Annotated in this window: 19 protein-coding genes; 8 read left to right on the forward strand and 11 right to left on the reverse strand. The window is 66.4% G+C overall.

Annotated elements, in window-relative coordinates; genetic code table 11:
- Nucleotides 1-21: 21 nt before the first annotated feature.
- The 3 genes from ACQY46_RS21595 to ACQY46_RS21605 all read right to left on the reverse strand — a co-directional run bounded on the left by ACQY46_RS21595 (nt 22) and on the right by ACQY46_RS21605 (nt 4002).
- A complete protein-coding gene (locus tag ACQY46_RS21595) occupies nt 22-2193 on the reverse strand; it encodes an esterase-like activity of phytase family protein (protein ID WP_428698021.1) in 2172 nt (723 codons plus the stop codon).
- Nucleotides 2194-2293: 100 nt separating this feature from the next.
- Nucleotides 2294-3115 carry a class I SAM-dependent methyltransferase gene (locus tag ACQY46_RS21600; protein ID WP_428698022.1) on the reverse strand — a complete coding sequence of 274 codons (822 nt, stop codon included), beginning with the start codon at nt 3113-3115 and terminating at the stop codon, nt 2294-2296.
- Nucleotides 3112-4002, reverse strand: a complete 891-nt coding sequence (locus ACQY46_RS21605) for a metal-dependent hydrolase (protein WP_428698023.1) — start codon at nt 4000-4002, stop codon at nt 3112-3114. The genes ACQY46_RS21600 and ACQY46_RS21605 overlap by 4 nt, the downstream gene beginning before the upstream one ends.
- Nucleotides 4003-4162: 160 nt before the next feature.
- On the opposite strand from ACQY46_RS21605, the gene ACQY46_RS21610 reads away from it, so the two are divergent.
- From ACQY46_RS21610 to yghX, 3 genes are all read left to right on the forward strand, one after another.
- Entirely contained in the window at nt 4163-6082 is a 1920-nt protein-coding gene (locus tag ACQY46_RS21610; protein WP_428698024.1) for a PhoX family protein, read from the forward strand.
- A gap of 367 nt (nt 6083-6449) precedes the next feature.
- Nucleotides 6450-6749, forward strand: a complete 300-nt coding sequence (locus ACQY46_RS21615) for a GNAT family N-acetyltransferase (protein ID WP_428698025.1) — start codon at nt 6450-6452, stop codon at nt 6747-6749.
- A gap of 164 nt (nt 6750-6913) precedes the next feature.
- Nucleotides 6914-7840 carry a YghX family hydrolase gene (yghX, locus tag ACQY46_RS21620; RefSeq protein ID WP_428698026.1) on the forward strand — a complete coding sequence of 309 codons (927 nt, stop codon included), beginning with the start codon at nt 6914-6916 and terminating at the stop codon, nt 7838-7840.
- A gap of 583 nt (nt 7841-8423) precedes the next feature.
- On the opposite strand, the gene ACQY46_RS21625 is transcribed toward yghX, so the two are convergent.
- The 8 genes from ACQY46_RS21625 to ACQY46_RS21660 form a co-directional block, all read right to left on the reverse strand.
- Nucleotides 8424-12098: a hypothetical protein gene (locus tag ACQY46_RS21625; protein WP_428698027.1), complete on the reverse strand. Its 3675-nt coding sequence runs from the start codon at nt 12096-12098 to the stop codon at nt 8424-8426.
- The gene (locus ACQY46_RS21630) at nt 12067-13029 is read right to left on the reverse strand and encodes a hypothetical protein (RefSeq protein WP_428698028.1); all 963 of its coding nucleotides are present in this window, start codon (nt 13027-13029) and stop codon (nt 12067-12069) included. Before ACQY46_RS21630 ends, ACQY46_RS21625 begins: the two co-directional genes overlap by 32 nt.
- Nucleotides 13022-14224 carry a hypothetical protein gene (locus tag ACQY46_RS21635; RefSeq protein ID WP_428698029.1) on the reverse strand — a complete coding sequence of 401 codons (1203 nt, stop codon included), beginning with the start codon at nt 14222-14224 and terminating at the stop codon, nt 13022-13024. Before ACQY46_RS21635 ends, ACQY46_RS21630 begins: the two co-directional genes overlap by 8 nt.
- Nucleotides 14225-14233: 9 nt before the next feature.
- Entirely contained in the window at nt 14234-16579 is a 2346-nt protein-coding gene (locus ACQY46_RS21640; protein WP_428698030.1) for a hypothetical protein, read from the reverse strand.
- A 420-nt stretch (nt 16580-16999) separates the two neighbouring features.
- A complete protein-coding gene (locus ACQY46_RS21645; RefSeq protein WP_428698031.1) occupies nt 17000-17926 on the reverse strand; it encodes a metal ABC transporter permease in 927 nt (308 codons plus the stop codon).
- Entirely contained in the window at nt 17923-19152 is a 1230-nt protein-coding gene (locus ACQY46_RS21650) for a metal ABC transporter permease (protein ID WP_428698032.1), read from the reverse strand. The genes ACQY46_RS21645 and ACQY46_RS21650 overlap by 4 nt, the downstream gene beginning before the upstream one ends.
- 8 nt (nt 19153-19160) lie before the next feature.
- A complete protein-coding gene (locus tag ACQY46_RS21655; RefSeq protein ID WP_428698033.1) occupies nt 19161-19988 on the reverse strand; it encodes a metal ABC transporter ATP-binding protein in 828 nt (275 codons plus the stop codon).
- A gap of 5 nt (nt 19989-19993) precedes the next feature.
- Nucleotides 19994-21022, reverse strand: a complete 1029-nt coding sequence (locus ACQY46_RS21660; RefSeq protein WP_428698034.1) for a metal ABC transporter solute-binding protein, Zn/Mn family — start codon at nt 21020-21022, stop codon at nt 19994-19996.
- 322 nt (nt 21023-21344) lie between these two features.
- Here ACQY46_RS21660 and ACQY46_RS21665 point away from each other — a divergent pair, with 322 nt between their 5' ends.
- The 5 genes from ACQY46_RS21665 to ACQY46_RS21685 all read left to right on the forward strand — a co-directional run bounded on the left by ACQY46_RS21665 (nt 21345) and on the right by ACQY46_RS21685 (nt 26561).
- The gene (locus ACQY46_RS21665) at nt 21345-22136 is read left to right on the forward strand and encodes a DeoR/GlpR family DNA-binding transcription regulator (RefSeq protein WP_428698035.1); all 792 of its coding nucleotides are present in this window, start codon (nt 21345-21347) and stop codon (nt 22134-22136) included.
- A complete protein-coding gene (locus ACQY46_RS21670; protein WP_428698036.1) occupies nt 22133-23215 on the forward strand; it encodes an ABC transporter ATP-binding protein in 1083 nt (360 codons plus the stop codon). Before ACQY46_RS21665 ends, ACQY46_RS21670 begins: the two co-directional genes overlap by 4 nt.
- 109 nt (nt 23216-23324) lie before the next feature.
- Nucleotides 23325-24620 (forward strand): ABC transporter substrate-binding protein, encoded by a 1296-nt coding sequence (locus ACQY46_RS21675; RefSeq protein ID WP_428698037.1) that lies wholly within the window; start codon nt 23325-23327, stop codon nt 24618-24620.
- 151 nt (nt 24621-24771) lie between these two features.
- Nucleotides 24772-25686 (forward strand): carbohydrate ABC transporter permease, encoded by a 915-nt coding sequence (locus ACQY46_RS21680; RefSeq protein WP_428698038.1) that lies wholly within the window; start codon nt 24772-24774, stop codon nt 25684-25686.
- Nucleotides 25683-26561 (forward strand): carbohydrate ABC transporter permease, encoded by an 879-nt coding sequence (locus tag ACQY46_RS21685; protein ID WP_428698039.1) that lies wholly within the window; start codon nt 25683-25685, stop codon nt 26559-26561. Before ACQY46_RS21680 ends, ACQY46_RS21685 begins: the two co-directional genes overlap by 4 nt.
- Nucleotides 26562-26581: the final 20 nt, after the last annotated feature.

Here is a 26581-nt window from a genome sequence, read left to right on the forward strand (position 1 = left end):
TCTCGGGCGGCCCGTCTCGTCTCACATCTTGCCGGTCGAGAAGAACAGCGTCTCGCCGTTGCTGTCGTCGACGCCGTCATTGTCGGTGACCGCATAGCCGGTGCCCGCGGCATCGACCGTGAAGCCCTCGATCTTGTCGACCACGTAGCCGCCGGTCGCCTTCAGGTCCGGAATGAAGTCGCGAACCTCTTCCTTGGCGACAAGCGGCAGGTCGCCGCCAAGCGGCGCCGGCACCAGCGCCGAGACCGGCACCCGGAAAAGCTTCTTCAGCTTCGCGTTGTCGCCGATCTGGTTGTCGCGCTCGATGATGTAGACATGATCGCCGTAAGCCACGATCTCCGACAGGCCGACCCAGCCGGTTTCCGTCGGATCGAGCGGATAGCGCACCGCGCCCCATTCCTTGCTCCCGGTGTTGTAGGCGAGGAGCTTCACGGCGGTCTTGGGATCGTCCTTCCAGGGACGCTGGATGGCAATCCACAGCGTGTCGCCGATCATCGCGACGCCCTCGGCCCCGAAGCGGGTCTCATGGGCGAGAAGTCCGGCCGGGAACGCGACCGCTTCCCTGATCTCGCCCTTGCCGTCGACGCGGTAGAGCGCATGCGGCACGAGCTTTGCCGCATTGCCTTCGGATGCGAGCCAGAAACCGCCCTTGCCGTCCGGCGCGACACCCTCGAGGTCGAGGAGTTGGGCCGGCTGGCCGCCGCGGGTCACCCGGATGGCACCGGTGATGCGGGCGGGGTGCGCGGTGGCGTCGATCTCGAAGATCGTCGGCTGCAGGGCATAGAAGCTGTCATTGACCGCGTAGAGCTTGCCCGGAACTTCGGGATCGGCGGCAAGGCCCGACAGGGCCCCGAAGCCGACGGGCCGGCCCGCATCATCCATCTTCGACACGATCATCGGATAGGAGGCCGTCCCTTCCGCGTAGCTGTAGATCGTCACATGCGAGCGCAGGCCGCTCTCCTCGACGAGGTCCGCCTCGTTGGAAACGGCCAAGAGGTTGCGGCCTGGAATGGCGACCGCGCCTTCCGGCGCCAGCGCCGTCGGCAACAGCTGGAGAAATTCGGGCGCCGCGCCCGTGTCGCGATAGACGCCGACGGCCGAGCCGCGCTCGGACAGCACGAAGATCAGCATCTCCTCGCCGAAGCGCTTGACCTCGAGCCCTTCCGGCTCGACGCCCTTCTTGTTCGCCCGCTTGTCGGGGAAATGTCCTGCAAGCGCCACACGATGCTCGAAGTCGCTGCCGGAATCGAACAGCAACTCGCCTGTCTTCGAGAAAATCGAGAACCCGCGCGAGCCGCCCTTGTAGTCGCCCTCGTTGGCGATGACGAAACGGTCGTCGTCGATCCACTGCACCGCATCGGGCTCGCGCGCGATGCCGGCGATCTTGTCGGCGAAGGACAGCATGCCGTCGCGCTTCGTGTCGACGCTGTCGACGTCAACCGTACCGGCCGGAAAATGGGCGGTCACCTTGCCCGAGTTGCCGTCAACCACGACCAGGTGGTTGTTCTCCTGCAGTGTGACGACAATCTCGTTCCTGGAGTTGAAATCGACGAACTCCGGCTCCGGATCTTCCGGGCCGATCTCGGCGAGGCCCGTAAGGTTGATATCCTGGCGGCTCGCGCAATCCGGCACGCCGTCATTGATCTTGAAGAGCGTCAGGTAGCCCGCCGGCATCTGCGGCAACGCGCCGTCGTTCAGGTCCTCGTCGCGCTCGTTCTCGATGGCGACGGCGAGCAGGTCGCCGGCCGGCGAGAGCGCCACCGAATCCGGCTGGCCGCCGAGATCGCAGGAAGCCTCGATCGTCTTGCTGGCGATGTCGATGACGGCGAGGTTGCCGGAAGGCGCAGTGTAGCTCTCGGACGTGTTGACGCCGGCAAACACCTTGCCGCCAAGCACGGTGACGGAGGTCGGCTCGCCATCGACCCTGACGATGCCGGCCGGCTTCGGCGCGGCCGGATCGGCGATGTCGACAAAGCCGATGGCGCCGAGCGGGCTGTCGGAATAGACGAGCATCTGCCCGTCCGCCGTCGCCGCGATGATCTCTGCCGAGGTCTCGGTTTTCTGGTCGAGATCGGCCGGCAGGTTGGTGTTGACCGGGAACGAGGCGATCCGGTTGAACACCGGATCGGCGGAGGCCGCGACGGTCGAGCCGAGAAGCGCTGCCGCGAGCGCGCCGAGCACCGTGATTTTCATGATTTCCCCCAGAATGCGAGAGGCTGACTAGCCAATCAGGAACTGTTAGGGGGTGGACATGACATCTGCTTGACAGCCCGATACGTCTGGAAAAATCCTTTTATGCCAGTGCCTTGCGATAGCGGCGGGCAAGGTAGACGACGGCTCCCGACCTCAGGGTTCCGTAGAGAACCGAACCCTTGGCGCCGGAGAATTCCTTCAGGAACCGCCGCATCAGCGCGGTCTTCTGGATGCGGCTCATCTTGCGCTCGTTGACGGCATCAAGCGCGTTGACCACACCCGGCGACAGGTTGGTCTCGCTCTCCAGCGCGAGGCCCGAGGCGCCGAGATCCCGGTCCAGCCCCTCGATCATCGTGGAGGCGCGCATGTCGGCCCAGGTGAAGCAGCCGCCCGGCGCCAGCACCCGCGCCACCTCTCGGGCAAAGGCCGGCACATTGGCGTAGCAATGGGAGGACTCGATGTTGACGACGATGTCGAAGCTTGCATCGGCAAAGGGCAACGCCTCCGCATCGCCCACCTCGAAGGTGAGGTTCGGCGTGTCGCCGTTGAGCTGCCGTGCCCGGCGCACCGTCTCCGGCGAGTAGTCGAGCCCGGTCACCGCGCCCGGCGCCATGTAGCGGGCGATGTAGCGCGCGCCCCCGCCCCGGCCCGAGCCCACTTCAAGAATGCGCGCGCCCTCAACCGCAAGCCCGGCCAGCGCCTGGTGGTAGAGGCCGATGAAGGCGCGCTCCGGCTCGTCCTCCGCCGTCAGGGCAAACGCGTCGCCTGTCGGCATGTAACCGTAGTTCATGAAGCGCCAGTCGCTGTCGCCCCAGGTCCGCGACAGGATGTTGTAGAGCCGCTTCCAGGCCCACTTGCGGGTTTTCGGAAAGGCGCCGCGCTCAACCGCACGCAGGACATAGACGAAGGCGCGGCTGGTCATCGGGCCGGGGTCTCCTGCGCCGTGCTGCCGGCGGCATATTCGTTGGCGAGCCACGCCCGCCCCTTGCGGATGAGGTCACTGTCGTCGACCTTGCGCGGGTCGTAGCCCGGCATGTAGTAGCACAGGAAAGACCAGAGGCTGACCCGCGTATAGCCGGGAGAGACGATCTGCAACCAGGCGAAACGCGACCAGAAGCGGAAGCCCGTGCGGATGCCGTCGGCCTCAACGTGCAGGCGCACGTTGCGCAGGAATATCCGCATGAAGTGAACCACGGTGAGGTTCATTGCCGAGACGCGCAGCCCGTAGCGTTTCCAGGCCGGCATGCCCGCCGCGGCCCGCTTGTAGACGTCGAGCGCGACCGCCTTGTGTTCCAGTTCCTCCAGCGCATGCCACATCCACAGCCGCCGGTAGGCCGGGTGGGCGCTGTCGAGAACTTCCTGATGGCGCAGCGTCATGGTCGAGAAATTGGCCGTCAGGTGCTCGACCGCGCAGGTGACCGCCAGCCGCAAGAGCGGCGCGCTGACGCTGTCAAGAACGGATTTCACCGGCCGCTCCATCTCCTCCACATCATAGCCGAGCGTTGCCAGCGTGCGGTTGTAGTCTCCGTGCTCGCGGGTATGGAACGCCTCCTGCACCGCATACCCCTTGATTTCATCGATCAGGTCCTGATCGCCGAACTTCGACGCATAGTGCTTCAGCGAGCGGATGAAAAAGCGTTCGCCCTCGGGAAGGAAGATCGAGAAGGCGTCGAATATCGCCGTGCGCATCGGATCGCCGCCGAACCAGTGGCGCTCCGCATTGCCGGAAATATTGAAGCGGATGTCGCGCGGAACGATCTCGTCGTCGTCATGGTGGCCTGCCCAACCGGGCGTTGTCGAAATAGTCATTTGTACTGATCCTTTGGGCCGGTGGCCGCAGCGTAGATCGGACAACAGGCGCTGACAACCGGGACCAACGGCATCGTCACACGCATGAGGAAAACCGGCGCTAAGGTCGAGCCGGCCACCGGTTGTGGCCAGCTTCCGGCCAGCCACAGGAGCGACAGCGATGGATCGCAACGACAGCCAGCATATCGACTACGAGGGCTTTTCCTTCGACGCGTTCGACGAGGCCCGCAGGCCCGACCCTGAAGTGACCGGTTTCGACCAGGTGGTCGAGGCAGCCCTCTCCCGTCGCGGGTTCCTCGGCGTTCTCGCCTACGGATCGGGCGCCGCGGCCATGGGCCTGGGCACTGGCATGGGCATGGGCATGGGCAGCCTGCTGTCCTCCGTCTCGGCGGAAGCCGCGACCTCGCGCTTCGCCTTCAAGCCGATCCCGATCGCGACCGATTTCACCGTCCATGTGCCGGAAGGGTATACTTGGCGGGTGCTGGCGCGCTGGGGCGATCCGCTCTTCTCCGACGCCGTCGCGTTCGACCATGCGACCGGCGGCGACGCGGCCACTTCCAACCGGGTCTTCGGCGAGAACACTGACGGCATGGAGCTCTTCGCCATCGGCAACCGCCAGGTGATTGCGGTCAACCACGAATACGTCAATCCGAAGCTCAACCTGCCGAAGAACGAGGACGGCAAGCCGATGAGCGCCGAGGACGTGCGCAAGCTGCAGAACCTGCAAGGCGTCACCGTCATGGAAGTGGCGGAAAGCGAGGGCGGCTGGAACATCGTCGTCGACAGTCCGCTCAACCGGCGCATCGACCACAACACCGAAATGCGCCTGTCGGGACCGGCTGCCGGGCACGACCTTTTGAAGACGGCGGCCGACCCGGCCGGCACCTCCTCGCTCGGCACCTTCAACAATTGCGGCGCCGGCAAGACCCCGTGGGGCACCTACCTGACCTGCGAGGAAAACTTCAACGGCTATTTCGGCTCGACTGACGAGACCGTGGCCCTGCCGGACGATTTCAAGCGCTACGGCATCGATGCCAAGAGCGTCTATTCCTACGAGAAGTTCGACGAGCGCTTCGACCTCTCGAAGCATCTCAACGAGCCGTATCGTGCTGGGTACATTGTCGAAATCGACCCCGCCGATCCGGCCTCGACGCCGGTCAAGCGCACCGCGCTCGGCCGTTTCAAGCATGAAAACGCCGCCACGGCGCTTGCCCGCGACGGGCGCGTCGTCGTCTATCTCGGCGACGACGAGCGGGGAGAGTTCCTCTACAAGTTCGTCTCGGCCGGCATCTATACCCCCGGCGGCGACACCTCGACGCTGCTCGACGAGGGCATGCTCCACGTCGCCCGCTTCGCCGAGGACGGCTCGGGCGAGTGGATCGCACTGACGCCGGAGGCAACCGGGATGACGGCGGCGGAGATCGCCATCCTCACCCGCGTCGCCGCCTCGAAGGTCGGCGCCACCACGATGGACCGCCCGGAATGGGTTGCCGTAAATCCGGTTGCCATCGAGGCCTATTGCGCGCTGACCAACAACTCGCGCCGCGGCGTCAAGCCGAATGCCGGCGGCGACGAGACCCCCGTCGGCGGCCCGAACCCGCGCGCCGAGAACAAGTACGGCCAGATCGTGCGCTGGTATCCGGACGGCGACGACCATGCCGCGACGGGCTTCACCTGGGATCTGTTCGTCATGGCCGGCAACCCGACCGTCCATGAGGACGCCTATGCCGGATCGGAAAACGTCAACGAAGGCAACATGTTCAACTCGCCTGACGGGATGATGTTCGACACCACCGGCCTGCTCTGGATCCAGACGGACGGCGATGACGACAACGAGGGCGACTTCGCCGGCCAGGGCAACAACCAGATGCTCGCCGGCGATCCGGCGACGGGCCGCATCGAGCGTTTCCTCACCGGCCCGAACGGCTCGGAAGTCACCGGCCTGACCTGGTCGGCCGACCGCCGCACGATGTTCGTCGGCATCCAGCATCCGAAGGCGCCCTTCCCGGACGGCGAGGGTACGCTCGGCCGCTCCTCGATCATCGCGGTGAAGCGCGACGACAACCTGCCCCTCGGCTGAGACCCGGCCAGAACCGGGGATATCCTGCCCGCCCCGCGCGGGCAGGACGGGAACAGCACCCTGGCGCGCCTGCACGGCAGGCGCGCCAGAATTGATTCAGACTGACAAATCACGACAATATTGGGCTTGAATCTTGCAGAAATTGATCGAAACTTTATCGAAATTGTTCGATTTGATAGCATTCGACCGTTCACTAAAAAGAGACAGTGAGACTTTGGATTGCAGCATTGTCTCATCATTCAAACCGCATCACATTGACCCCGACAGCCGCGGCAAACGCCCCTTGCCCCGCCCCGTCCCGGCTTGACAGGATCGGAGACGGTCGGGCAGGACGGACCCCGCGACAATCGAAAAGGAGACGCACGACATGACCGGCGCCATTACCATCGACATCGAACGCAGCGACAGCAAGGGCCGCTATGTCGCCCGTGTCGAAGGCCATTCGGAGGAAGCGGACCTGACCTTTTCGATCGCGAGCCCGACGCTCGTGATCGCGGACCATACCGGCGTGCCCGACAGCCTTCGCGGCACCGGGACCGGACTGGCGCTGGTGGAACGCCTTGTCGCCGACGCCCGTGCGAAAGGGTTCAAGATCATGCCGCTCTGCCCCTTCGTCAACGCCCAGCGCAAGAAGCATCCCGAATGGGCGGACGCCTTCAACGTCTGACGGCGGACGTCCAGCCGCCTCCCCGTCCCTGATCCACGATCCTCCATCCCGCGTAATCTGACGATAGTCATGGCTTTGGGAAGCGCCTGGCCTATGTCACTATCTGCAGGTGCGACCTGCGGGGGCAACGGGCGCGCCCCCGCCACCATGGCATGGAGGACGACATGGACGAGCCTGGAACGATGGGCAGCGGAAAGCTCCGGCCGGCGCGCAGGACAGCGAAGGATTTTCCGCAGGAACTGCTCGAGCTCTACGATTTCTATGCCCATGGCAGGATCGACCGGCGCGAGTTCCTCGACCGGGCGGCGAAATACGCGGTCGGCGGCGTCACCGCGCTGGCGCTGTTGAACGCGCTCTCGCCGGACTACGCGCTGGCCCGGCAGGTCGCTCCCGACGATCCGGCGATCGAGACGGCCCGCATCACCTATCCCTCCCCCAACGGCCATGGCGAGGTGAACGCCTATCTGGTCCGCCCCGCCGGCGTGACCGGCAAGCTGCCGGCCGTGCTGGTCATCCACGAGAATCGCGGCCTCAATCCCTATATCGAGGACGTCGCCCGGCGCATGGCGAAGGCCGGGTTCATGGCAATGGCGCCGGACGGGCTGACCTCCGTCGGCGGCTATCCCGGCAATGACGACCAGGGCCGCGAACTGCAGCGCTCGGTCGATGCGACCAAGCTGCTCAACGACTTCTTCGCCGGGTTCGAGCATCTTGCGGCCCGCGACGATGCCACCGGCAAGGTCGGCGCGGTCGGCTTCTGCTATGGCGGCGGCGTCGTCAACGCGATCGCGGTCGCCTATCCCGAACTCGCCGCCGGGGCACCGTTCTACGGCCGCCAGGCATCGGCCGAGGACGTCCCGGCGATCGAGGCGCCGCTGCAGCTGCACTATGCCGCCCTCGACGACCGCATCAATGCCGGCTGGCCGGCCTATGAGGCGGCGCTGAAGGCCCATGGCAAGACCTTCGAGGTCCACATCTATCCGGGCGTCAATCACGGTTTCCACAACGACACGACACCGCGCCACGACGAGGCGGCGGCAAGGCTTGCCGAAGAGCGCACCATCGCCTTCTTTCGCGAACATCTCTCCTGAGGGATGCGGCCGCCGGATGCGGCAGGCGTGGAGCCCTTCGCCGCCCTTGGACCGGATCGTCACGCGGGCTCCATATCCTTATCGCTCCCGCTCTGGAAACGAATGGGCCCCCAAGACTTGCATCTCGCGGCTTCGCCTTGCCCGGGGTGACGGCCTGAGGACGGGGCAGTGGCGGAGTGTCGGGCAACAGCCTGTGTGCGCGTAGAGCGGTCACCGCAGAGACCGCTTCGGTTCATCGCGCCCGCCGCCGGTCTTGTCGGCACGGGCGATGCCTCTCACCCGGGCGTCATCCCAGCCGGAGCGAAGCGGAGAGCAGGGATCCATTGGCAACCCCGGCAGGCTTGGGGGTGCTCGTAGGTCGCGGCAGGCACGGGGGCTCTCAGACATCAGCGGGCCGAACGGTTGCGCGGCCTCCTCCTCCTCATCGCGCCCGCTCTGGGAACGAATGGGCCCCCAAGACTTGCATCTCGCGGCTTCGCCTTGCCCGGGGTGACGGACCGAGGGCGGGGTGACCACCTGAGGGCGAGCCGGCCATCCGGAACAGCGGGAGAGAGGCACGCCCTCTGCCGCAGCGCCTTTCGCCTCAGTCGTCAGCCGTGGTGATCTCGACGAGCTCCCACACGGCAATGCCGGCCGAGCCGAGATTGCCGACGACGATCAGCGCCTCGCCGACGATTGCCGGGACGTAGTAGAGCGCCTCCTGGACGTCCGGGACGAAGAGGAAGCGGGTCGCCTGCCCCGGTATGATGTTGGTCAGCGCCCGTGACAGGCCGATCTTGGCGAGCTTGTCCTTGTTCGAACTCGCCCCGTAGTTCCACGAGACCATGGCGATGTTGACGAAGCCCCACAGGGTGATGGTCAGCTCCGCCGTATAGGTGCGCGCCTTGCCGCCCGGGAAGGCCAGGATCACCAGGCCGCGTGTCGGTCCGGCGAGCACCTGGCAGATCCAGATGACACCGGAGAAGCCCGGATCGCCCGGCGGGCAGCTCGGCACCGGCGTGCCGGGACGGATCAGCCAGGGCGCGGTGGCGAAGGTGGTGACGTAGCGCATCAGCACGGCGGCGAGGCCGGCCAGGTTCTTGCCCTTCGGCGACCAGCCCTTCGAATAGGTCTTCAGGCCCTCCGGCACCTTGCTTCCCTGGTCGGGGATCGCTCCGGTCGAACTCAGGAAACCGGTCAGCCCGTCGGTGAAGATGCGCACCACCATCGCCGCCGCGTAGACGCCGAGGGCGAAGCCCGCCACGACCTTCTCCGCCGTGCTGTCGAAGACGACTTCCTTCTGCGTGGTCATCCCGAACTTCGACTTCATCCAGTCGACGGTGACATAGTTCGTGTAGGCGTCGAGCGCCGCCTGATCGGGGAACGGCGCCTTGCCGGTTGCGCGCTTGTAGATCAGCGTGGCGGGAATGGCGATCAGCCAGGAAGCGATCTGGCTGACGCGGATCGACAGGCTGTGGCCGGTGAAGAACTTGTAGAGCTGCGACAGGACCGGGATTTCCCACTCCGCGAAAAGCGCGTCGCGGAAGGAGGCAACCACCTCCTTGATCAGGTCCATCAAGGTCGCGATCACGCCCTTGGCGGCATCGAGCGCGAAGAGCGCCACGCTCTCCATCACCTTGATCACGCCGCTCATCAACAGGTTGAGCGCGTCGTTCGGGTTGTCGCCGATCGCCGTGAAGAAATCGAGCGCCTCGTTGAACGCCTCCTTGCCGTCGCCGAACTGGAAGTTGTTGGCGAGGTCCTCCATCATCGATATCAGCCCGTCGAGCGAACTCGACAGGGCGCTCGAACTCAGGAGGCTGACCGTACTGCCGCCGCGCTCGTCGGCCTTGCCGCCGTTCTGCTCATAGGCGTTGGAAAAGAGATTGTGCTCCATCTCGTACGCCTGCTCGTCGGTCATCTCCTGCTGCGACGAGAACTGCGCGATGGTCGGATTGTCCTCCTTGTTGAACTCGTCGAGCATGTCGTCGACGACCGCCTTCAGCGAATCCTTCAGCGTGTCGATGCCCGAAAGGATCATGGTCTTGACGTGATCGATGCCGTCGACGGTGAAATCGAGCATCACCCGCGTGTTGTGCTCGACCGCCTCGGCGACGCGCTTGAAGTCGCCGAGATTGAACAGGAAGGCCAGCCACTCGAACAGCTGCTTCAGCTTGACCTTCAGCCAGTTCCACACGCCTTGCACGAAATCGAAGGCCTGCTGGGCGAACTCGATGATCGCCTCGAACACCTTGCCGGCGATCTCGAACAGCACCCGCCCGATCCCGTCGACGATCTCGACGACGATCTTGGTCAGCCCGTCGATGACGAATTTCGCCGCGTTCTTGATCCCGTTCCACACATCGCCCCAGTCGATGCCGAGGAAGCCGGCAAGCTCCGCGCCGTCGTCATTGGCGGCCGACGCGCGCATCGCGGCAAGCTTTCCCGTCTTCCACTCCGACACCTCCGACAGGGTCATCGCCTGGTATTGCGGAAAGCCGGAGGAGAAGTCGATCGACCAGGCCGTGCCGGACATGGCGCGCAGGTTGAGGCGCGGGTCGAAGCCGCGCGCCGCCATCCGTCGCGACACCGTGTGATAGGCGACCTTCGACGCCTTCACCTCGCGCTGGTCGGCGATCTCCATCGACGCCTGGGTGATCTGCTGCAGGCTCTGGGCATACTCGTCATTGGTTCTGTATTGAGCCGGCAAAAGATAATTGCCCGAGGCATCCTTGGCGTTCTTGATCTCATCCACCGTCAGCGCCGAGAGTTTTTCCTGCAATTGCAGGTTCGGCTCCACCACGATGGGGCTGCCGGCAAGCGTGCCCGTCGTTTCCAGATAGATCGTCGCGGCGGCGAGCGCGGTCGCCTGCTGGTAGACCACCAGCTTGCCGCCCGGGCCGGTCTGCGCCGGAACCCGGTTGACCTGGCTGCACCGGTAGGAGCGCCCGTCGACAAACAGCGTGACCAGGAAGGAGGACTGGATGGAGACCGGCGCGAAGGAGAGCGGCATGCCGTCCTCGTCGAGCACCACCAGTTCCAGCGCATGGGTTTCCACCGGCACCATCTCGTTGTCCTGGCGCAAGAGGTCGACCCGCTGCTCGAACCACTGGCGCGAGGTCGGAGACTGCCAGAAGCGGGTGAGGTCGCCGCCGGCAGAGACCGTGTAGGCCTCCGCATAGCCGGCGTGGTCGCGGCCGACGGTGAAGATCGTCGCCTTCGAGCCCGGATCGGTCGGGATCTCGTTGCCGAGCGGGAACAGCACGTTCCAGGTCGGCTCCGCCTTGCGCCCGGTGCCCGGCACCTGGCCGGAGCGCCACAACCGTCCGTCGGCGCCGATGCCGAAGACCTGCAGCATGTCGTCGAAAGTGACCGAGGCGTAGATCTCGGTCAGCGGCACGCTCTGCGACGGGTCGACGTAAATCCAGTCGTCGAACTGCTTGAGCGAGCCGGACTGGTATTTCTTTTCTTTCTTCAACAGGAGCTTGCCCGTGCCCTGTTCGACGGCGAAGACATTCAGCCGGTCGGCGGCATCGACGATGACGGACAGCGCCGTCGCCTTCTTCGTGCCGAGCGCCCTGAGCGCGGACGTGCGGTCGCTGGTCTCGCTGAACAGGACCGCGTTGTCCTTGCCGATGGCGAAGATCGCCGATTGCACGGTGCTGTTCGACACCATGGCAATGCTCTTCACCTGGGCCTGGGTGCCCCCCGGCCCCGAGACCGGCGCCCAGACGGGGCCGGCCCACTCGGCCGTGCCCGGCTTGAAGAAATTGTTGGCGAGCAGGCCGTAGTCGGCGCCCGGCACGTCGAGCATGACGTTGACATAGACATTGCCGGTGATGCCCCGCACGCCGCGAAACTGGCGGATCGTCTCCGTCGCGTCGGTCGGCTTCGTCTCGCGCTGGTAATAGGTATCGGTCGTCGTCTGGAACTCGGCCAGCGACAATTGCCCGTTGTCCCCGAGCGTCATGATGTTCGGCGTGTTGCTGCCTTCGGCCGCTGAAGTGTAGAGGAAGAGCTGCCGGCCGCGCACATGCAGGTCGGTGTCCTGGTAGGGGGCCTCCGACCCGTCGCCGCGACGCAGCCGGTAGATCTCGCCGGCCGTGCCGATCGTGTAGAGATCCAGATCGCCCGAATGATTGGCATAGGTGACGATGTCGGTGCCGCCGAGCGCCGGCCTGGAGAGCTGGAACGTCTCCATGTACTTGGTGCTGGCGCGCGCCGCCGGGCGCTCGCCGGCCGGCAGTTCAGCAAGGACGGACCTGGGCATCAAAGTCATGGGAGCCTCCCGAAATCGAGGGTGGTGAAAAGGGCTGGTCGAAGGAAAGGGCAAGCGTGTCGGCCAGACGCCGGGCGAGCTGCAAGGCGGGCGCGCGCCACAACGGGCGGCCATGGGCGTTGCAGTAAAGCGGGCGAGCGGCCGGACGGCCGGCCGCCCGGTCGCGCTCCGCGAGCGGCAGCAGCCGTCGGCCAAGCGGCGCAAGTGCATCCGCCCCGCACGCGAGCGCGCGTTCCAGCGCAATGCCCGCCTCCGCCGGATCCGCGTAATAGGGGGCAAGCGCCCTCAGCGCGGAACGGTCCGGTGCGTGGCCGGCAAAGGCGGCGACGACGCGTGCTGCGATCGCTTCTCCCGCCTCGCCGATGGCGGGCCTTGAGGCGGGAGCGCACAGGGCGAGCGCCGCCGCCATGTTGATGTTGACGATCAGGTCGACGGGATCCGGCTCGCCGCCGCCCGCCCAGGTGCGCAGCAGCGGCGCGCGCGCGAAGGGAGGGTCGCCGCGCCGGGCCGCGCCGCAGGCGAAACGGGGCAACAGCCGTGACAGGGCGGCACCCGCCTCGGCCCGGCTGCGGCGACCGCCCGCGACAAGCGCCATCCAGGCGAGCGCCGTATCGTCGGCATCGGCGGCAAGGTCGATGTCGAGGCGCGGCGCTGCAAGGCCCGACGGATAGAAGAGGAAGGCGCCGGGATCTTGCGGGCTTTCGCAGGCCTCGACGAAATCGAGCGCCCGGCGAAGCGCCGGCCGGGCCGCGTCCGCCGAAGGCTCCCCTGCCGCTGCGACCGTTCCCGCAAGGATCAGCGCCACCTGCGCCGTGACGAAGCAGGTCTCGTCGGCGAGCGCGCCCGAGGGTCCATCCACCTGCGAGGGGAAGGCCCCGCCCGGTGCCTGCAGGGCGAGAAGCTGCGACAGCAGCGGAGCGGTGTCAGGCATGGCCGTGCTCCTCCCGTCCCTCTGCCGCGTGCGCCTGCGGCAGGCTCCCAGGTTGCGCGCGCATGGCATCGCGGCGCGCGGGACAGCCGAGCGCGCGCGGCAGCGCCAGGGTCGCCGTGACCCGCATGTCCCCGACCGATGGAAGCACCGCGCCGACAAGCCCGTGACATTGTAGCGGCGCCTCGCCCGGGACCGTTTCGGGCATGCGCGCATGGAGCGCCGCGTAAGGGACCATGTCCCAGTTCGCGGCGCGCCCCTCGCGCATCAGCGCGCAGCGCACCCGCTCGTCCGGCCCGAGCAGCGAGGCGGCATTGGAATAGAAGGTGAAGACGGCGGGCGAGAGCCGCGCGCCCTCCTCTCCCGCCACATAGGCGACGGAAAAGCCGACATCCCAGGAAGGAAGCTCGAAACGGACGCTGCGCCGGGTCAGCCGCTCGATGAGTGCGACCACCTCGCCGGACCGCTCGGCCAGGCGAAACCGGCGCATCAGCGTGTCGAGATCGCCGGGAAACAGACGATCGCAGCGGTAATAGACCTCGACGCCGCCGTTTTGCGGGTCGAGGCCGAGCATGGTCGGGCGGATATCGCGTCCGCCAAGGACGGGCGGCGCGCCGGCAAGGCGCTGCTCCAGCGCGCAGGCCGCCTCGCGCGCCCGCTCGGGCAGTTCCAGGTAGAGCTTGGCGGCCAGCGGCGGCGACGCACCCGCCGGCGATGCGGCGACAGACCCCGCGCGTAGGCCCGCCCAGGCGCCGTAGCGCCCGGGAGACGATGCCTGCCACTCGGCCACCTCGGCCGCCAGCATCTGCTGCTGCACCGAAAGACGCGCTGTCCCGGCCGCACGCAGCAGGGCAAGGGCCGCGGCAAGGCGCGCGGAAGGCGCGCCGCCGGGAAGCGGGTCGAGACTGATGCGGGGATCGCAACCGGGTCGCCCGTCAGGGCCGACACCGCCCCACACGAACGCCGCCTCGACGGCCGCACCCGAAGGTGTCAGGTTGCTGGCCACCGGCCGCATCGCGGCACCCTCGGCCGCATGCGGCCCGCCATCGGCGACACCGCGGACCAGGTCGCGCGCCGAACGCGCAAGATGGTCGAGCACCGCTCCCTCGCCGGCTTCCGCGATGGCGGAGACCGGCGACGGGGCGCAGGGCAGCGGGTCCGGGGCGCCCTGCGCCTGGTCAAGTCCCCGCGCGGACATGACCCGCGCCTATCCGCTCTTGCGCATATGCGCGTGCAGCTGGTCCGGATCGATCCGCTGGCGCACGATGCCCGGCTGGATGTTGGCCGGCGGCACCGCCGGAAGCTCGACGGACAGCCGTCCGGTCACCTCCTGCTTCTCGATCGCGCGCGCCTCGCCGTCCTTCATCACGTAGACGGCCGTGTAGTAGAACTCGATCGTCGGATCGGTGCGCAGCCGCTGGATGCCGTAGTAGCGCTCGATCGTGTCGACCTTCACGCCCTGCGGTGAACCCAGGATGCTGTAGAGGATCTGGTTCTGCTGCGATTCGCCGGCAAGTTCCCGCTCCTTCCGGGTCATCTCCTCGCGCGGCTTGCGCAGGAAATCGGGCAGCGTGCCGCCGAACTCCTCCTTCGCCGTCGTGGTCAGCTGGAACATGGTGAGATTGACGCTGGCCACCTTGTCCCAGTCGATGAGACTGGTGTCGACCTTGACGCTGTAATTCTGGATCGTGTTGGTGATCGTCAGCGTCTTCGTCTCGCTCGACTGTCGGTACTTGTCGAGCGTGAAGTTGGTTCCGTCGGAATAGTAGACCTGACCGGAAATGTTGTAGTAGGCCATGTTGAGGTTGTCGACCGCCTGGAAGTTCCAGCGCGGCTCGGCAAAGCTCAGGAAGCCTTCCGGCGTCCAGTTCGCCCAGGTGTTCTCGGCGACCCACTGATCGCCATTGTTGGCCGGGTCGAAATACTGGGCGTTGACGTCGACCAGCGCCAGCGTCGCCGGCTCGGTCGTGTAGTTGAAGGCCCGCAGCGTGAACTGGGTGAACAGCCCCTTGGGGTCGACCACGAAGACGATGTCGGCATTGCCCGAGCCGGTATAGTCCGGCGCCGCCGACAGCGCGCCGGGCGGCTGCGAGACGATCTCGGTATTGTCCGCCATCTGGTAGCGCAGCCGGTAGGTGTAGCCCTGGCCGATCGGCAGGTTGTAGTAGCTGTCGAAGGCGATGGCCTCGTCCTCGCCGTTTGCCGTCATCGTCTTGGTCTGGACGATGGCCGGATTGCCGGCGGGCGGCGCGAAGAAGAAGTCGATATTGACCGCCCGGACGCCGGTCGGCGTGCCGAAGGGCACGTTCTGGCCGATGAAGGTGACCTGCCGCGTGCCGAAATTGTTCGGGGTGATGTTGACCAGCGTGTCGGTGGTCGTCACCGGATCGCTCTGGTAGCTCTTGCCGTCGTCGAACTCGATCACGTAGCTGTAGGTGAATTCGGCATTGTAGTCGCCGCCCGGGAAATCGCCCGGCGCCTCGTAGATCAGCGACGACTGCGCCCCGTCCTTGACGATCAGGGTGAAGGTGTTGTCGGTCTTGCGGGTCGGATAGGTCACCGTCACCGTCACCGACTGGGCGATCGGATCGCCATTGTCGCTGCGGTCAAGCTGGCCGATCAGGTTGAAGACGACCGAGAGCTTGCGGTTGTCGACCTTGACGAAAAGCTTGTTCCACTCGTCGGAGGAGAACTTCCGCATGAAGGTGCTGACCGGCGTCGACCAGTCGATCACCGTGTCTTCCTGGTAGGACTGGGTGAAGGAGGTCGTCGCCGAGACCGGGTTCGGCCCCGTCGCCATCACCGCCGCCGCCGCCACCGTGGTCGAGACCTGGTTCTCCAGCGTCGTCCAGCCCCAGTCGCGCACCCGCTGCGCCAGCTCTTCGGAGCTGCCCGCACCAAGCTCGACCTTGACGTCGCCGGCGCCTGACTGGGTCAGCACCTGCTTGACCTCCTGCAGCACCTGCTTCTGGTTGCCCCAGGTGTCGCGCACGGTCTTGTACTTCTTCTCGTATTCGATCGCCGCTTCCGCCTTGTAGGTGACGGTCGCCTTGGCCCCGAGCAGCTTGGTCAGCACCTGCATGTCGTATTCGACGCGGAACGGCGAGGCACCGCCCCCCGAACCGTAGGCGCCCTTGAACGTGTTGAGCGCCTCCGCCGTCTCCAGCTCGATCTGGAACGCGGCGACATTGGTGCCGTAGAGCGTCGGCTCGACGGCCAGCGCCCGCCCCTCGCCCTCGATGTCGTAGTAGAAATAGGCGGTGCCGCCGACCCAGGTGAAGCCGCCCCAGGAGATGTCGTCGCCCAGCACCTTCTCGGCCGCGGCGCGCGCCGCCTGCGGCTGGACCAGTTCCATCTCGAAGGTGCACAGACCGGCAACGCCGCCGCCGTTCTTGGTGTACTCGGTCAGCGAGAACGCCGGCGCGCCGCCAACCGTCCTCAGGGTCGGCACCGGAACCATGTACCAGAGCTTTGGATTGTCGTGGTCCTGGTAGACATACACGACGCTGTTCGTGCCGTAGTCGATTTCCCGGACAGTGGTGATATCGAACATCGCAACCTCGCATGGAAAAAACTGGCTGGAAACGCAAAATATCTACTTATGCGCGCATCGTCGCATCAACGAAACAACCTAGCAAGGCTTCAGAGCCAAATATATAAAGACGATTTTCGGATTTATTCGTATGATTCAATACAATTTTCGACATTCAAAAAAACTTACACGTATTGACCTAAATAAATATCCTTATTTAAAACAATATATTGGCGAAAATATCCGAAATTTTCTCAAGGTTGGCGCGAGACATTCAGAAGGTAGATGGATATTATTTTCATTGGGAAGAATACCACAACCGAAATCGGTCAGACCTGAAACGCGGTTGCAACCATCGCGCGCAGCGTACTTTCAACCGTTCCCGCCGCCCGATGCCCCCGGCCGACCACGGAAGCCGCGGAAGGCGCTTGCGGCGAAGGCTCAGCCCGCCGGCTGGCCGATACGGCGGCGATGCGGCGCCGCAACGCAGGCAACGGCGAGCATCGCGCCCGAGACGGTGGCGATCATGCCGGCAGCGCTGACCGCATTGGGCGAACCGAACCAGAGCGGTCCGTAGCCGGCCAGCACATAGCCGAGAATGGCGGCAAGCGTCGCGAAGAGGACGCTCCAGGCGACCTGATGTTCGAGCCGCTCGGTCATTAGCCGGGCAGCGGCCGGCGGGCAGATGAACATGGCGATGACGATGATCGATCCCACCGCATCGAAGGCGGCGACCGCCGCCACGGCGGAGACCGCGACCAGGGCAAGCCCGATCAGCCGCACCGGCAGGCCGAGCGTCGCGGCGAAGCCCTCGTCGAATGTGGAGAGTTTCAGCGGCCGCCAGAAGACGAGCATCAGCATGGTGATGGTGGCAGCCACCAGCGCAATGCGCGGCAACTCCGGCGGCAGCCCGGCCAGTGCTGCAGGGTCGAAAAGCGAGACCCAACCCGTCGCGTCGAACCAGATCAGGCTTTCCAGATTGCCCATCAGCGCATGCTCGACATCGAGATGCACGCCGCTCGTATCGCTCTGTTCCAGCAGCAGAACGCCACCGGCGAACATCGAGGTGAAGACGACGCCCATCGCCGCCCCGGGCTCGATCCGGCCCAGCCGGCGAATGGTCTCGATCAGGAAGACGGCGACAAGCGCGGCCCCGGCCGCGCCAACGAGCATCGGCAGGCTGGCGAGACTGCCGGTAACGAGAAACGCGACGACGATGCCCGGCAGCACCACATGGCTGATCGCATCCCCGATCAGCGCCTGCCGGCGCAGGATGAGAAAATTCCCCGGCAACGCGCAGGCAATGGCCGAGAGCACTCCGATCAGGATCGGGGTGAGCGACAGCTGGACGAACTCGGGCCCCATCATGCCGGCGCTCCAACGCTCGAGGGTCGGTTGACCATGCGATCGATCTCGGCAATCTCGTCAGCGGTCATCACATCCTCGATCGGGGTCAGGCCGTCATAGCGGTGGGCAAGGGGATCGTCGCGATGGATCTCGCGGGCGATCTCGAAACGGCGCTCGTCGCGCAGCGCCCGGGCAGCGGCCGCCCGCCCTTCCTCGGTCGCCACCCGGTCGGTCCGGATCAGTCCCTCGCGCTGGAGCACGCGCAGGGTCAGCGGGTCGAAGATCGGCTCGCTGCGCGCCAGCGACAAAAGGCCCTGGCGACGGTGCAGGCGCAGCTGGAAGCTGCGGTGGCGGATCGCAGCGGCGAGCACGCCGCGTTGCGGCGCGAAAAGCAGCGAGGCGAGGAACAGGGCGAAGGAGACAAGCACGATGATCGGGCCGGTCGGCAGGCCGGGCGCGGCGGCGGAAATCGCCGCGCCGAGATAACCGGAGACGCCGCCGATGGCGCCGGCGGCCAGAATGACGCGATCGGTGCGCTCGCTCCACAACCGCGCCGCGACGGCCGGGATGATCAGCAGCGCCACGATGAGAACGAGGCCGACGATCTTCAGCCCCGTCACGGTGACGGCCAGCACCAGCATCATCATTGCCATGTCTACACGGCCCGTGTTGACGCCGGAGGCGGCGGCAAAGCCGGGATCGAAGGCGACCATCGTCATCGGCCGGCGCAGCGCGATCAGGGCTGCGATCGCCAGCACGCCGCCGACGGCGATGACGATGGCATCCTGGAACAGCATGCCGGCGGTGGAGCCCAGGAGAAACCCTTCAAGCCCCGCCTGCCGGCCCTGCGACTGGGTCTGGATGACCGTCAGCAGCACGATGCCGAAGCCGAAGAAGACGGAGAGCACCGCGCCGATGGCCGTGTCCTCGGCAAGGCGCGTGCGCCGGGTGATCCATTCCACGGCGAAGAGCCCGGCCGCGGCCGACAGCGCCGAACCGGCGATCAGCCCGATCAGGCTGCGGCCGTCAAGGCCGAAGGCGACCATGGCAAGGAAGGCAAGGCCGACGCCGGGCAGGGTCGCGTGGGCGATCGCATCGCTCACCAGCGCCCGCTTGCGCAGGAAGAGGAACGTGCCGCCGGCCCCCGCGGCAATGCCCAGAAGGCCGGCGCCGATGGCGACCAGCGCGGCATTGTAACCGCCCTGGAGCAGCAGCGCGTCGGCGAGAACGAAGAGCGGTGTCGACATGGCCGCCTTCAGTCCGCCAGCTTGAGCTGGTCGATATGGGCCGAGGCAAGCCGCCCGCCATAGGTCGCCTGCAGGTTGGCCCCGGTAAAGGTGGTGGCGACCGGGCCTTCGGCGACCTTGCGGGTGTTGATCAGGAGCACCCGGTCGAAATAGTCGGTGACTGTCGCAAGGTCGTGATGGACGCAAACGACGGTTCGCGCCTCGGCCTTCAACTCCTTGAGCACGTCGATGATCGCCTTTTCGGTGGCGGCATCGACGCCGGCAAAGGGCTCGTCGAGCAGATAAAGGTCGGCACCTTGCGCCAAAGCCCGGGCAAGGAAGACGCGCTGCTGCTGGCCGCCCGACAACTGGCCGATCTGCCGCTCGGCGAAATCGGCCATGCCGACCCGGGCAAGGCAGGCGCGCGCCCTTTCCCTGTGACTTGCGCGCACCAGCCGCAACAGGCCGAGTTCGCGGTAGAGCCCCATCATCACCACGTCGATGACGCGGGTGGGAAAGTCCCAGTCGACGGAGGCGCGCTGCGGCACATATGCAATGCGGTCGCGGGCCCGCTCCAGCGGCATGCCGAAGACCGTGACCGTACCCGACAGGCGCGGCACGATGCCGAGCGCCGCCTTCAGCAGGGTCGACTTGCCGGCCCCGTTCGGACCGACGATGGCAACGAGGCTGTCGCGCGGGAAGGTGGCATCGACGGAAAACACCGCCGGGCTTTCGCCATAGGAGACGGTGATCTCGCGCAGGGCCAGGGCGGCGCGGCCCGCCTCGGCCCGCGCCTCTGCCTCCGCTTCCCGGGTGGCGACCAGCCCCAGCGCCGGTGGCGTGACGGTCCGGCTCATCGCGCTCAGCTCCCCGCCGCCAGCCGGCCGGCCATGCCGCGCTCCGGCGCGTCGCCGCCAAGGGCCCGCGAGATGGTCGTCGCGTTGTGGTCGATCATGCCCGGATACGTGCCCTCGTAGGTGCCGTCCTTGCCCATCGCGTCGGAGAACAGTTCACCGCCAATGATCACCTTGTGTCCCTTCGCGGCCGCGCCTTCCATCAGCGCGCGCACCGAGCGGTCGGAGACCGAGCTTTCGACGAAGACAGCCCCGATCTTGCGGTCCACCAGTGTGTCGACCAGTTCGGCGACCCGTTGCAGCCCCGCCTCGCTCTGGGTGGAGATACCCTGGATGCCGAGCACCTCGAAGCCGTGCGCCCGGCCGAAATAGCTGAAGGCGTCATGCGCGGTGACGAGTACCCGGGCCTTTTCCGGCACCGAGCCGAACACCTTGTCCGAATAGGCCGCAAGCTCCTCCAGTTCGGCGAGGTAGACGGCCGCGTTGGCGGCAAACACTTCCGCCTGCGACGGGCGCTGCGCGGACAGCGTCTCGCGGACGCTCACCACCACCTTCGACCACAGGCGCGGATCCATCCACACATGCGGGTCGAACTTGTCGGAATAGTCGACATGGGAGATCAGCGCCTCGCGCGGCAGGCTCTCGGCAACCGCGACGACCGGCTTGCGCTCGCCGAGCTTGCGCAGGAACTCCTCCATCTGGGCTTCCAGGTAGAGGCCGTGCCAGAGCACCAGGTCGGCGCGCACCATGGCGGCGATGTCGGTGCGGGTCTGGCGATAGGCATGCGGATCGACGCCCGGCCCCATCAGCGCCCGCACATCGACCGCGTCGCCGCCGATACGCCGGGCCGCGTCGGCGATCATGCCCGTCGTCGTCACGACCGAAAGCGGCGCCTCCGCCCGGGCCGGCAGGCCGGATGCGGCAAAGGCCGGCAGGCCGGATGCGGCAAAGGCCGCAAGCCCGAACAGCAACAGCGCGCGCCGGGTCAGGCCGCCCGCGGAACCGCGCATCGTTCGCCACACACCGTCACCCATCATCGATCCCTTCCGTTCTGCCCGGGCAATCCCCTTGTTTGGAATGATTATGAGAACGACTTGCAGTTGTCAATGCAATTGCGAACGATTTGCAAAAACATCGAAGACCGCCCATCCCTGTCGCGACAGGCGATCACGCGGGCTCCGGAAACGGCGTGCGCCGAGGCGACCATCGGACGCCCTCGCAAAAGCGACAGGTGCGCCGGGCGGGCATCGGGTTGGGTGAGGTGAATTCTGTCATTGTATGTTCATATGAACGTTGTGCTATGTTCATATGAACGAAGTAGAGACGAAACGTCCGCATTCGGGAGGAGCAACGCCGGTCATGACAGGCGACATCGACATCACCGCGCGCCAGCGCGAGATCGCCGATCTCGTGCAGTCGAACGGTTTCGCCTCCGTCGAGGCCCTGGCCGAGCGGTTCGAGGTGACGACCCAGACGATCCGCCGCGACCTGACCCGGCTGTGCGAGCACGGCATCCTGCGCCGCACCCATGGCGGCGTCGAGCCGCCCGCCCCTGTCGGGAACCTCCACTACGCCAGGCGGCAGATCCTCAACCTGCCACAAAAGCGCGCCATTGCCGAGACGGTCGCCGGCCGCGTTCCCGATGGTGCCTCGCTGGCGTTCTCGGTCGGGACGACGCCGGAGATCGTCATGCAGGCTCTGACCCGGCACCAGGGCCTGCGGATCTTCACCAACAACCTGCATGTGGCGTTCTCCGCCTCGCAGAACCCGGGCTTCGAGGTCACCATCGCCGGCGGGCGCCTGCGCCACGGCGACCGTGACATCCTGGGCGCCGACACCGAGCGGTTCTTCTCCTCCTACAAGGTCGATATCGGCATCTTCGGCGTCGCCGGCGTCGACGCCGACGGCACGCTGCTCGACTTCCACGAGGACGAGGTCGCCGCGCGCCAGGCGATCCTCGCCAATTGCCGCCGCGCCTTCCTGGTGCTGGATGCAAGCAAGTTCGGCCGCCCGGCGCATGTGCGCGGCGGCCATATCACCGAGGTGGCCGGCGTGTTCTGCGACACGCCGCTGCCGCCGACGATCGCCAGCCTGCTCGCAGAAGCAGGACGCGAGACCGCCACATGCGCGGGAATGGAGGAGCGGGCATGAGCTCGAGCGCAAGCGACACCTGGACCGGCAGCGGCCAGGACATCCGCCTCGAGGCGGTTTCGAAGATCTGGGGCGGACACCGGGCCGTCGACAGCCTGTCGATCGACATTCCCGCCGGCACGTTCACCGTGCTGCTCGGGCCGTCCGGCTGCGGCAAGTCGACAACCCTGCGCATGATCGCCGGGCTGGAAAGCGTCGACCAGGGCCGCATCCTGATCGGCGGACGCGACATCACCCACCTGCCGGCGGCCGAGCGCGGCCTGTCGATGGTGTTCCAGTCCTATGCGCTGTTTCCGCATCTTACCGTCGCCGAGAACATCGTCTTCGGCCTCAAGGTGCGCCGGGTGAACCGCACTGAGCGCGACGAAAAGCTCGCCCGCGTCGCCGGTCTCCTGGGCCTTTCCGAACTGCTCGAGCGCAAGCCCGGCCAGCTCTCCGGCGGCCAGCAGCAGCGCGTCGCGCTGGGGCGGGCGATCATCGCCGAACGGCCCGTCTGCCTGATGGACGAGCCGCTCTCCAATCTCGACGCCAAGCTGCGCCACGAGATGCGGGTGGAAATCCGCGCGCTGCAGAAGAAGCTCGGCTTCACCATGGTCTATGTCACCCACGACCAGGTCGAGGCGATCACCATGGCCGACCAGGTGGTGCTGCTCAATTCGGGACACCTGGAGCAGGCTGCCGACCCGCGCGAACTCTACCGCCGGCCCGCGAGCCCCTTCGCCGCCCGCTTCATCGGCGTCCCGCCGATGAACGTGCTGCCGGGTACAGCCCTTGCCGACATCGACCCCGGCCTGTCGCCGCACAATGTCGGCCTGCGCCCCGAGGCGCTGGCGCTCGCCGATGCCGGCCCGCTGAAGGCGCGGGTGACGAGCCTTGAATATCTGGGCGCCGACATGCTGATCGACTGCGAAACCGCCGGCGCCGGCTTCACCATGCGCCTGCCGGGCGACCGCGAGGTGGCGCCGGGATCCGAAATCCGGCTCGGCTTCGCACCGCAGGACCTGCATGTCTTCGACGGGGAGAGCGGCCGGCGCCGCGACGACCTCGCCGATGCCGCCGGCCGGCGCATGGCCGGTTGAACCAACGGAATCTCGGGCCGCAAGGGCCCGAACCGCAAAGCACCCGCCAGACGGGATGCGAAGCCGGCCGCCGACTGTGCGGCCCGGTGCAACATGAGGGAAGTCAGACATGTTGAAGACAGCACTGATGAAGGCGGTCGCCACGGCGGCCCTGTCAACGGGACTGACGCTTGGCACATGGGCCTCGGCCCAGGCGGTCGACCTGCAGTTCTATTTCCCGGTCGCGGTCGGCGGCACGGCGGCGGAGACGATCCAGTCCCTGACCGACGAGTATGCCGCCGCCAATCCGGACGTGAAGATCGACGCCGTCTATTCCGGCTCCTACCAGGACACCATCACCAAGGTGATCACCGCCTCGCGCGGCGGCACCCCGCCGCAGCTCTCCGTTGCGCTGTCGGCCGACATGTTCACGCTGATCGACGAGGACCTGATCGTCCCCTTCGACGATTTCATCAAGACCGACGAGGACAAGGCCTGGCTCGCCGGCTTCTACCCGGCCTTCATGGAAAACAGCCAGACCGGCGGCAAGACCTACGGCATCCCGTTCCAGCGCTCGACCCCGGTCATGTACTGGAACAAGGAAGCCTTCAAGGAAGCGGGCCTTGATCCCGAGACCCCGCCGGCAACCTGGGAAGAGCTGGTCGAGTTCGGCAAGAAGCTGACGAAGAAGGACGCCAACGGCAACGTCACCCAGTGGGGCGTGCGCATTCCCTCTTCCGGCTTCCCCTACTGGCTGTTCCAGGGCCTGAGCACGCAGAACGACGTGATCCTGGCCAACAGCGACGGCAACAAGACCAACTTCGACGATCCGAAAGTGGTCGAGGCGGTGCAGTATCTCGTCGACCTCTCGACCAGGCACGGCGTCATGGAGCCCGGCATCGTCGAGTGGGGCGCCACGCCGAAGGCCTTCTTCGAACGCCAGGCCGCGATCATGTGGACGACCACCGGCAACCTGACCAACGTGCGCAGCAACGCGCCGTTCGAGTTCGGCGTCGCCATGCTGCCGGCCAACAAGCGCCGCGGCGCCCCGACGGGCGGTGGCAACTTCTACCTGTTCAAGGGCGCTTCCGACGAGCAGCTCGCCGCCGCGGCCGAGTTCGTCAAGTGGATCTCCGCCCCCGAACAGGCAGCCAAGTGGACGATCGCCACCGGCTATGTCGCGCCGCGCCCGGACGCCTGGGAGACGGACACGATGAAGGCCTACGCGGCCGACTTCCCGCCGGCGACCGTCGCCCGCGACCAGCTGGAGCATGCCGTTGCAGAGCTCTCCACCTACCAGAACCAGCGCGTCACCGGCATCTTCAACGATGCGCTCGCCGCCGCGATCACCGGCCAGAAGGACGCCGCGACCGCGCTGAAGGAAGCACAGGCGCAGGCCGACGCGATCCTCGCCGAGTATCGCTGACACCGCATGACAGCCGCCGCCGGCCATGCCGGCGGCGACAGGACGAGAGGGAAAGCGGCGGTCACGCCGCTTTCCACCCGTTTCAGGCTTTCCGGCCTCCCGGATTTCCCGACCCGGGCTTCCCGACCCGACGATGATGGGTGATGAAAAGATGACAGCGACCGACACAACGGCCCGCGCGCCGCTCTCCATCCGCAGCCGCGAATGGATCCATGCCTGGCTGCTGCTGCTGCCGGCGCTCGTCTTCCTGTTCGCCTTCACCCACATCCCGGCGATCGCCACGCTCTGGCACAGCTTCTTCTCGACCCCGCGCGGCCGCCGCCCGGCGCGTTTCCTCGGCCTCGACAATTACGAGCGCATGATCGCCGATCCGGTCTTCTGGAAGGTGATGGGCAACAATCTCTGGTTCGCGCTCGGCACCATCCCGGTCTCCATCGCGCTGGCGATCGTCATGGCGCTTTGGGTCAACGACCGGCTGGCGGGGCGCGGCTTCGTGCGCATGGCCTATTTCACCCCGACCGTGCTGCCGCTGATCGCGGTCGCCAATATCTGGCTGTTCTTCTATACGCCCGGCTTCGGCCTGATCGACCAGGTGACGGGATCGCTGTTCGGCTGGCCGCAAACCAACTGGCTCGGCGATCCGGCCACTGCCCTCAACGCGGTGATCGTCGTCACCGTATGGAAGGAGGCCGGCTTCTTCATGATCTTCTACCTCGCCGCCCTGCAGGCGATCCCGCCCTCGCTGGTCGAGGCGGCGAAGATCGAGGGCGCCGGCAAGTGGACGATCTTCCGCCGCATCACCTTCCCGCTGATGATGCCGACGACGCTGTTCGTCTCCATCAACGCGGTGATCAACTCGTTCCGGCTGGTCGACCACATCTTCATCCTGACCGACGGCGGCCCGGACAACGCCTCCTCGCTGCTCCTGTTCTACATCTACGAGACCGCCTTCGAATACTGGGAGACAGGCTACGGCGCGACGCTGACGGTGGCGCTGCTCGTCATGCTGTGCGCACTGGCCATCGGCCAGTTCTTCCTCTTCGACCGCAAGGTGCACTACAAATGACCGCCAGCCACGCCAACACGCCCCCGCAGGCGGCCCCCGCCATCGCCAAGGCGCCGCGACGCAAGGTCTTCGACCTCGACACGGCGCTCAACACGTTCGCCGCCTGGGTGCTGGCGCTCCTGTGGATCCTGCCGCTCGCCTTCGCCATCTGGACGGCGATCCACCCTTCCGCCTACGAGGCGAATTTCGAGCTCTTCGCCCCGCTCACCTTCGAGAATTTCGAGAAGGCCTGGGCGGCCGCGCCCTTTGCCCGCTACTTCCTCAACACGTTCATGCTGGTGACGCTGATCCTCGCCGGCCAGTTCCTGCTGTGCACGCTGGCCGCCTTCGCCTTCGCCCGCTTCACCTTTCCCGGCCGCTCGGTGCTGTTCACCCTGGTCCTGCTGCAATTGCTGGTGATGCCGGACATCCTCATCGTCGAGAACTACAAGACGATGCGCCTGCTCGACCTGGTCGACACGATCCCGGCGATCGCGCTGCCCTATATCGCCTCAGGCTTCGGCATCTTCCTGCTGCGCCAGACGTTCCTGACCGTGCCGCGCGAGCTCGACGAGGCCGCCCGCATCGAGGGCGCCAGCGTGCTCGGCATTCTCTGGCGGGTCTATATCCCGCTCGCCAAGCCGACCTATCTCGCCTACGGCCTCGTCTCGGTCAGCCACCACTGGAACAACTTCCTGTGGCCGCTGATCGTCACCAATTCCGAGGAGACGCGTCCCGTCACCGTCGGCCTCAGTGTCTTCTCGGCAATCGATTCCGGCATCGAATGGTCGGTGATCAACGCCGCGACGCTGATGACGACGGCGCCGCTGCTGATCGCCTTCCTGCTGTTCCAGCGCCAGTTCGTGCAAAGCTTCATGCGCGCCGGCATCAAGTAGGCTCACCCGCCCGGAAACGA

Source organism: Stappia sp., from assembly GCF_965276915.1.
Classification (GTDB): Bacteria; Pseudomonadota; Alphaproteobacteria; order Rhizobiales; family Stappiaceae; genus Stappia.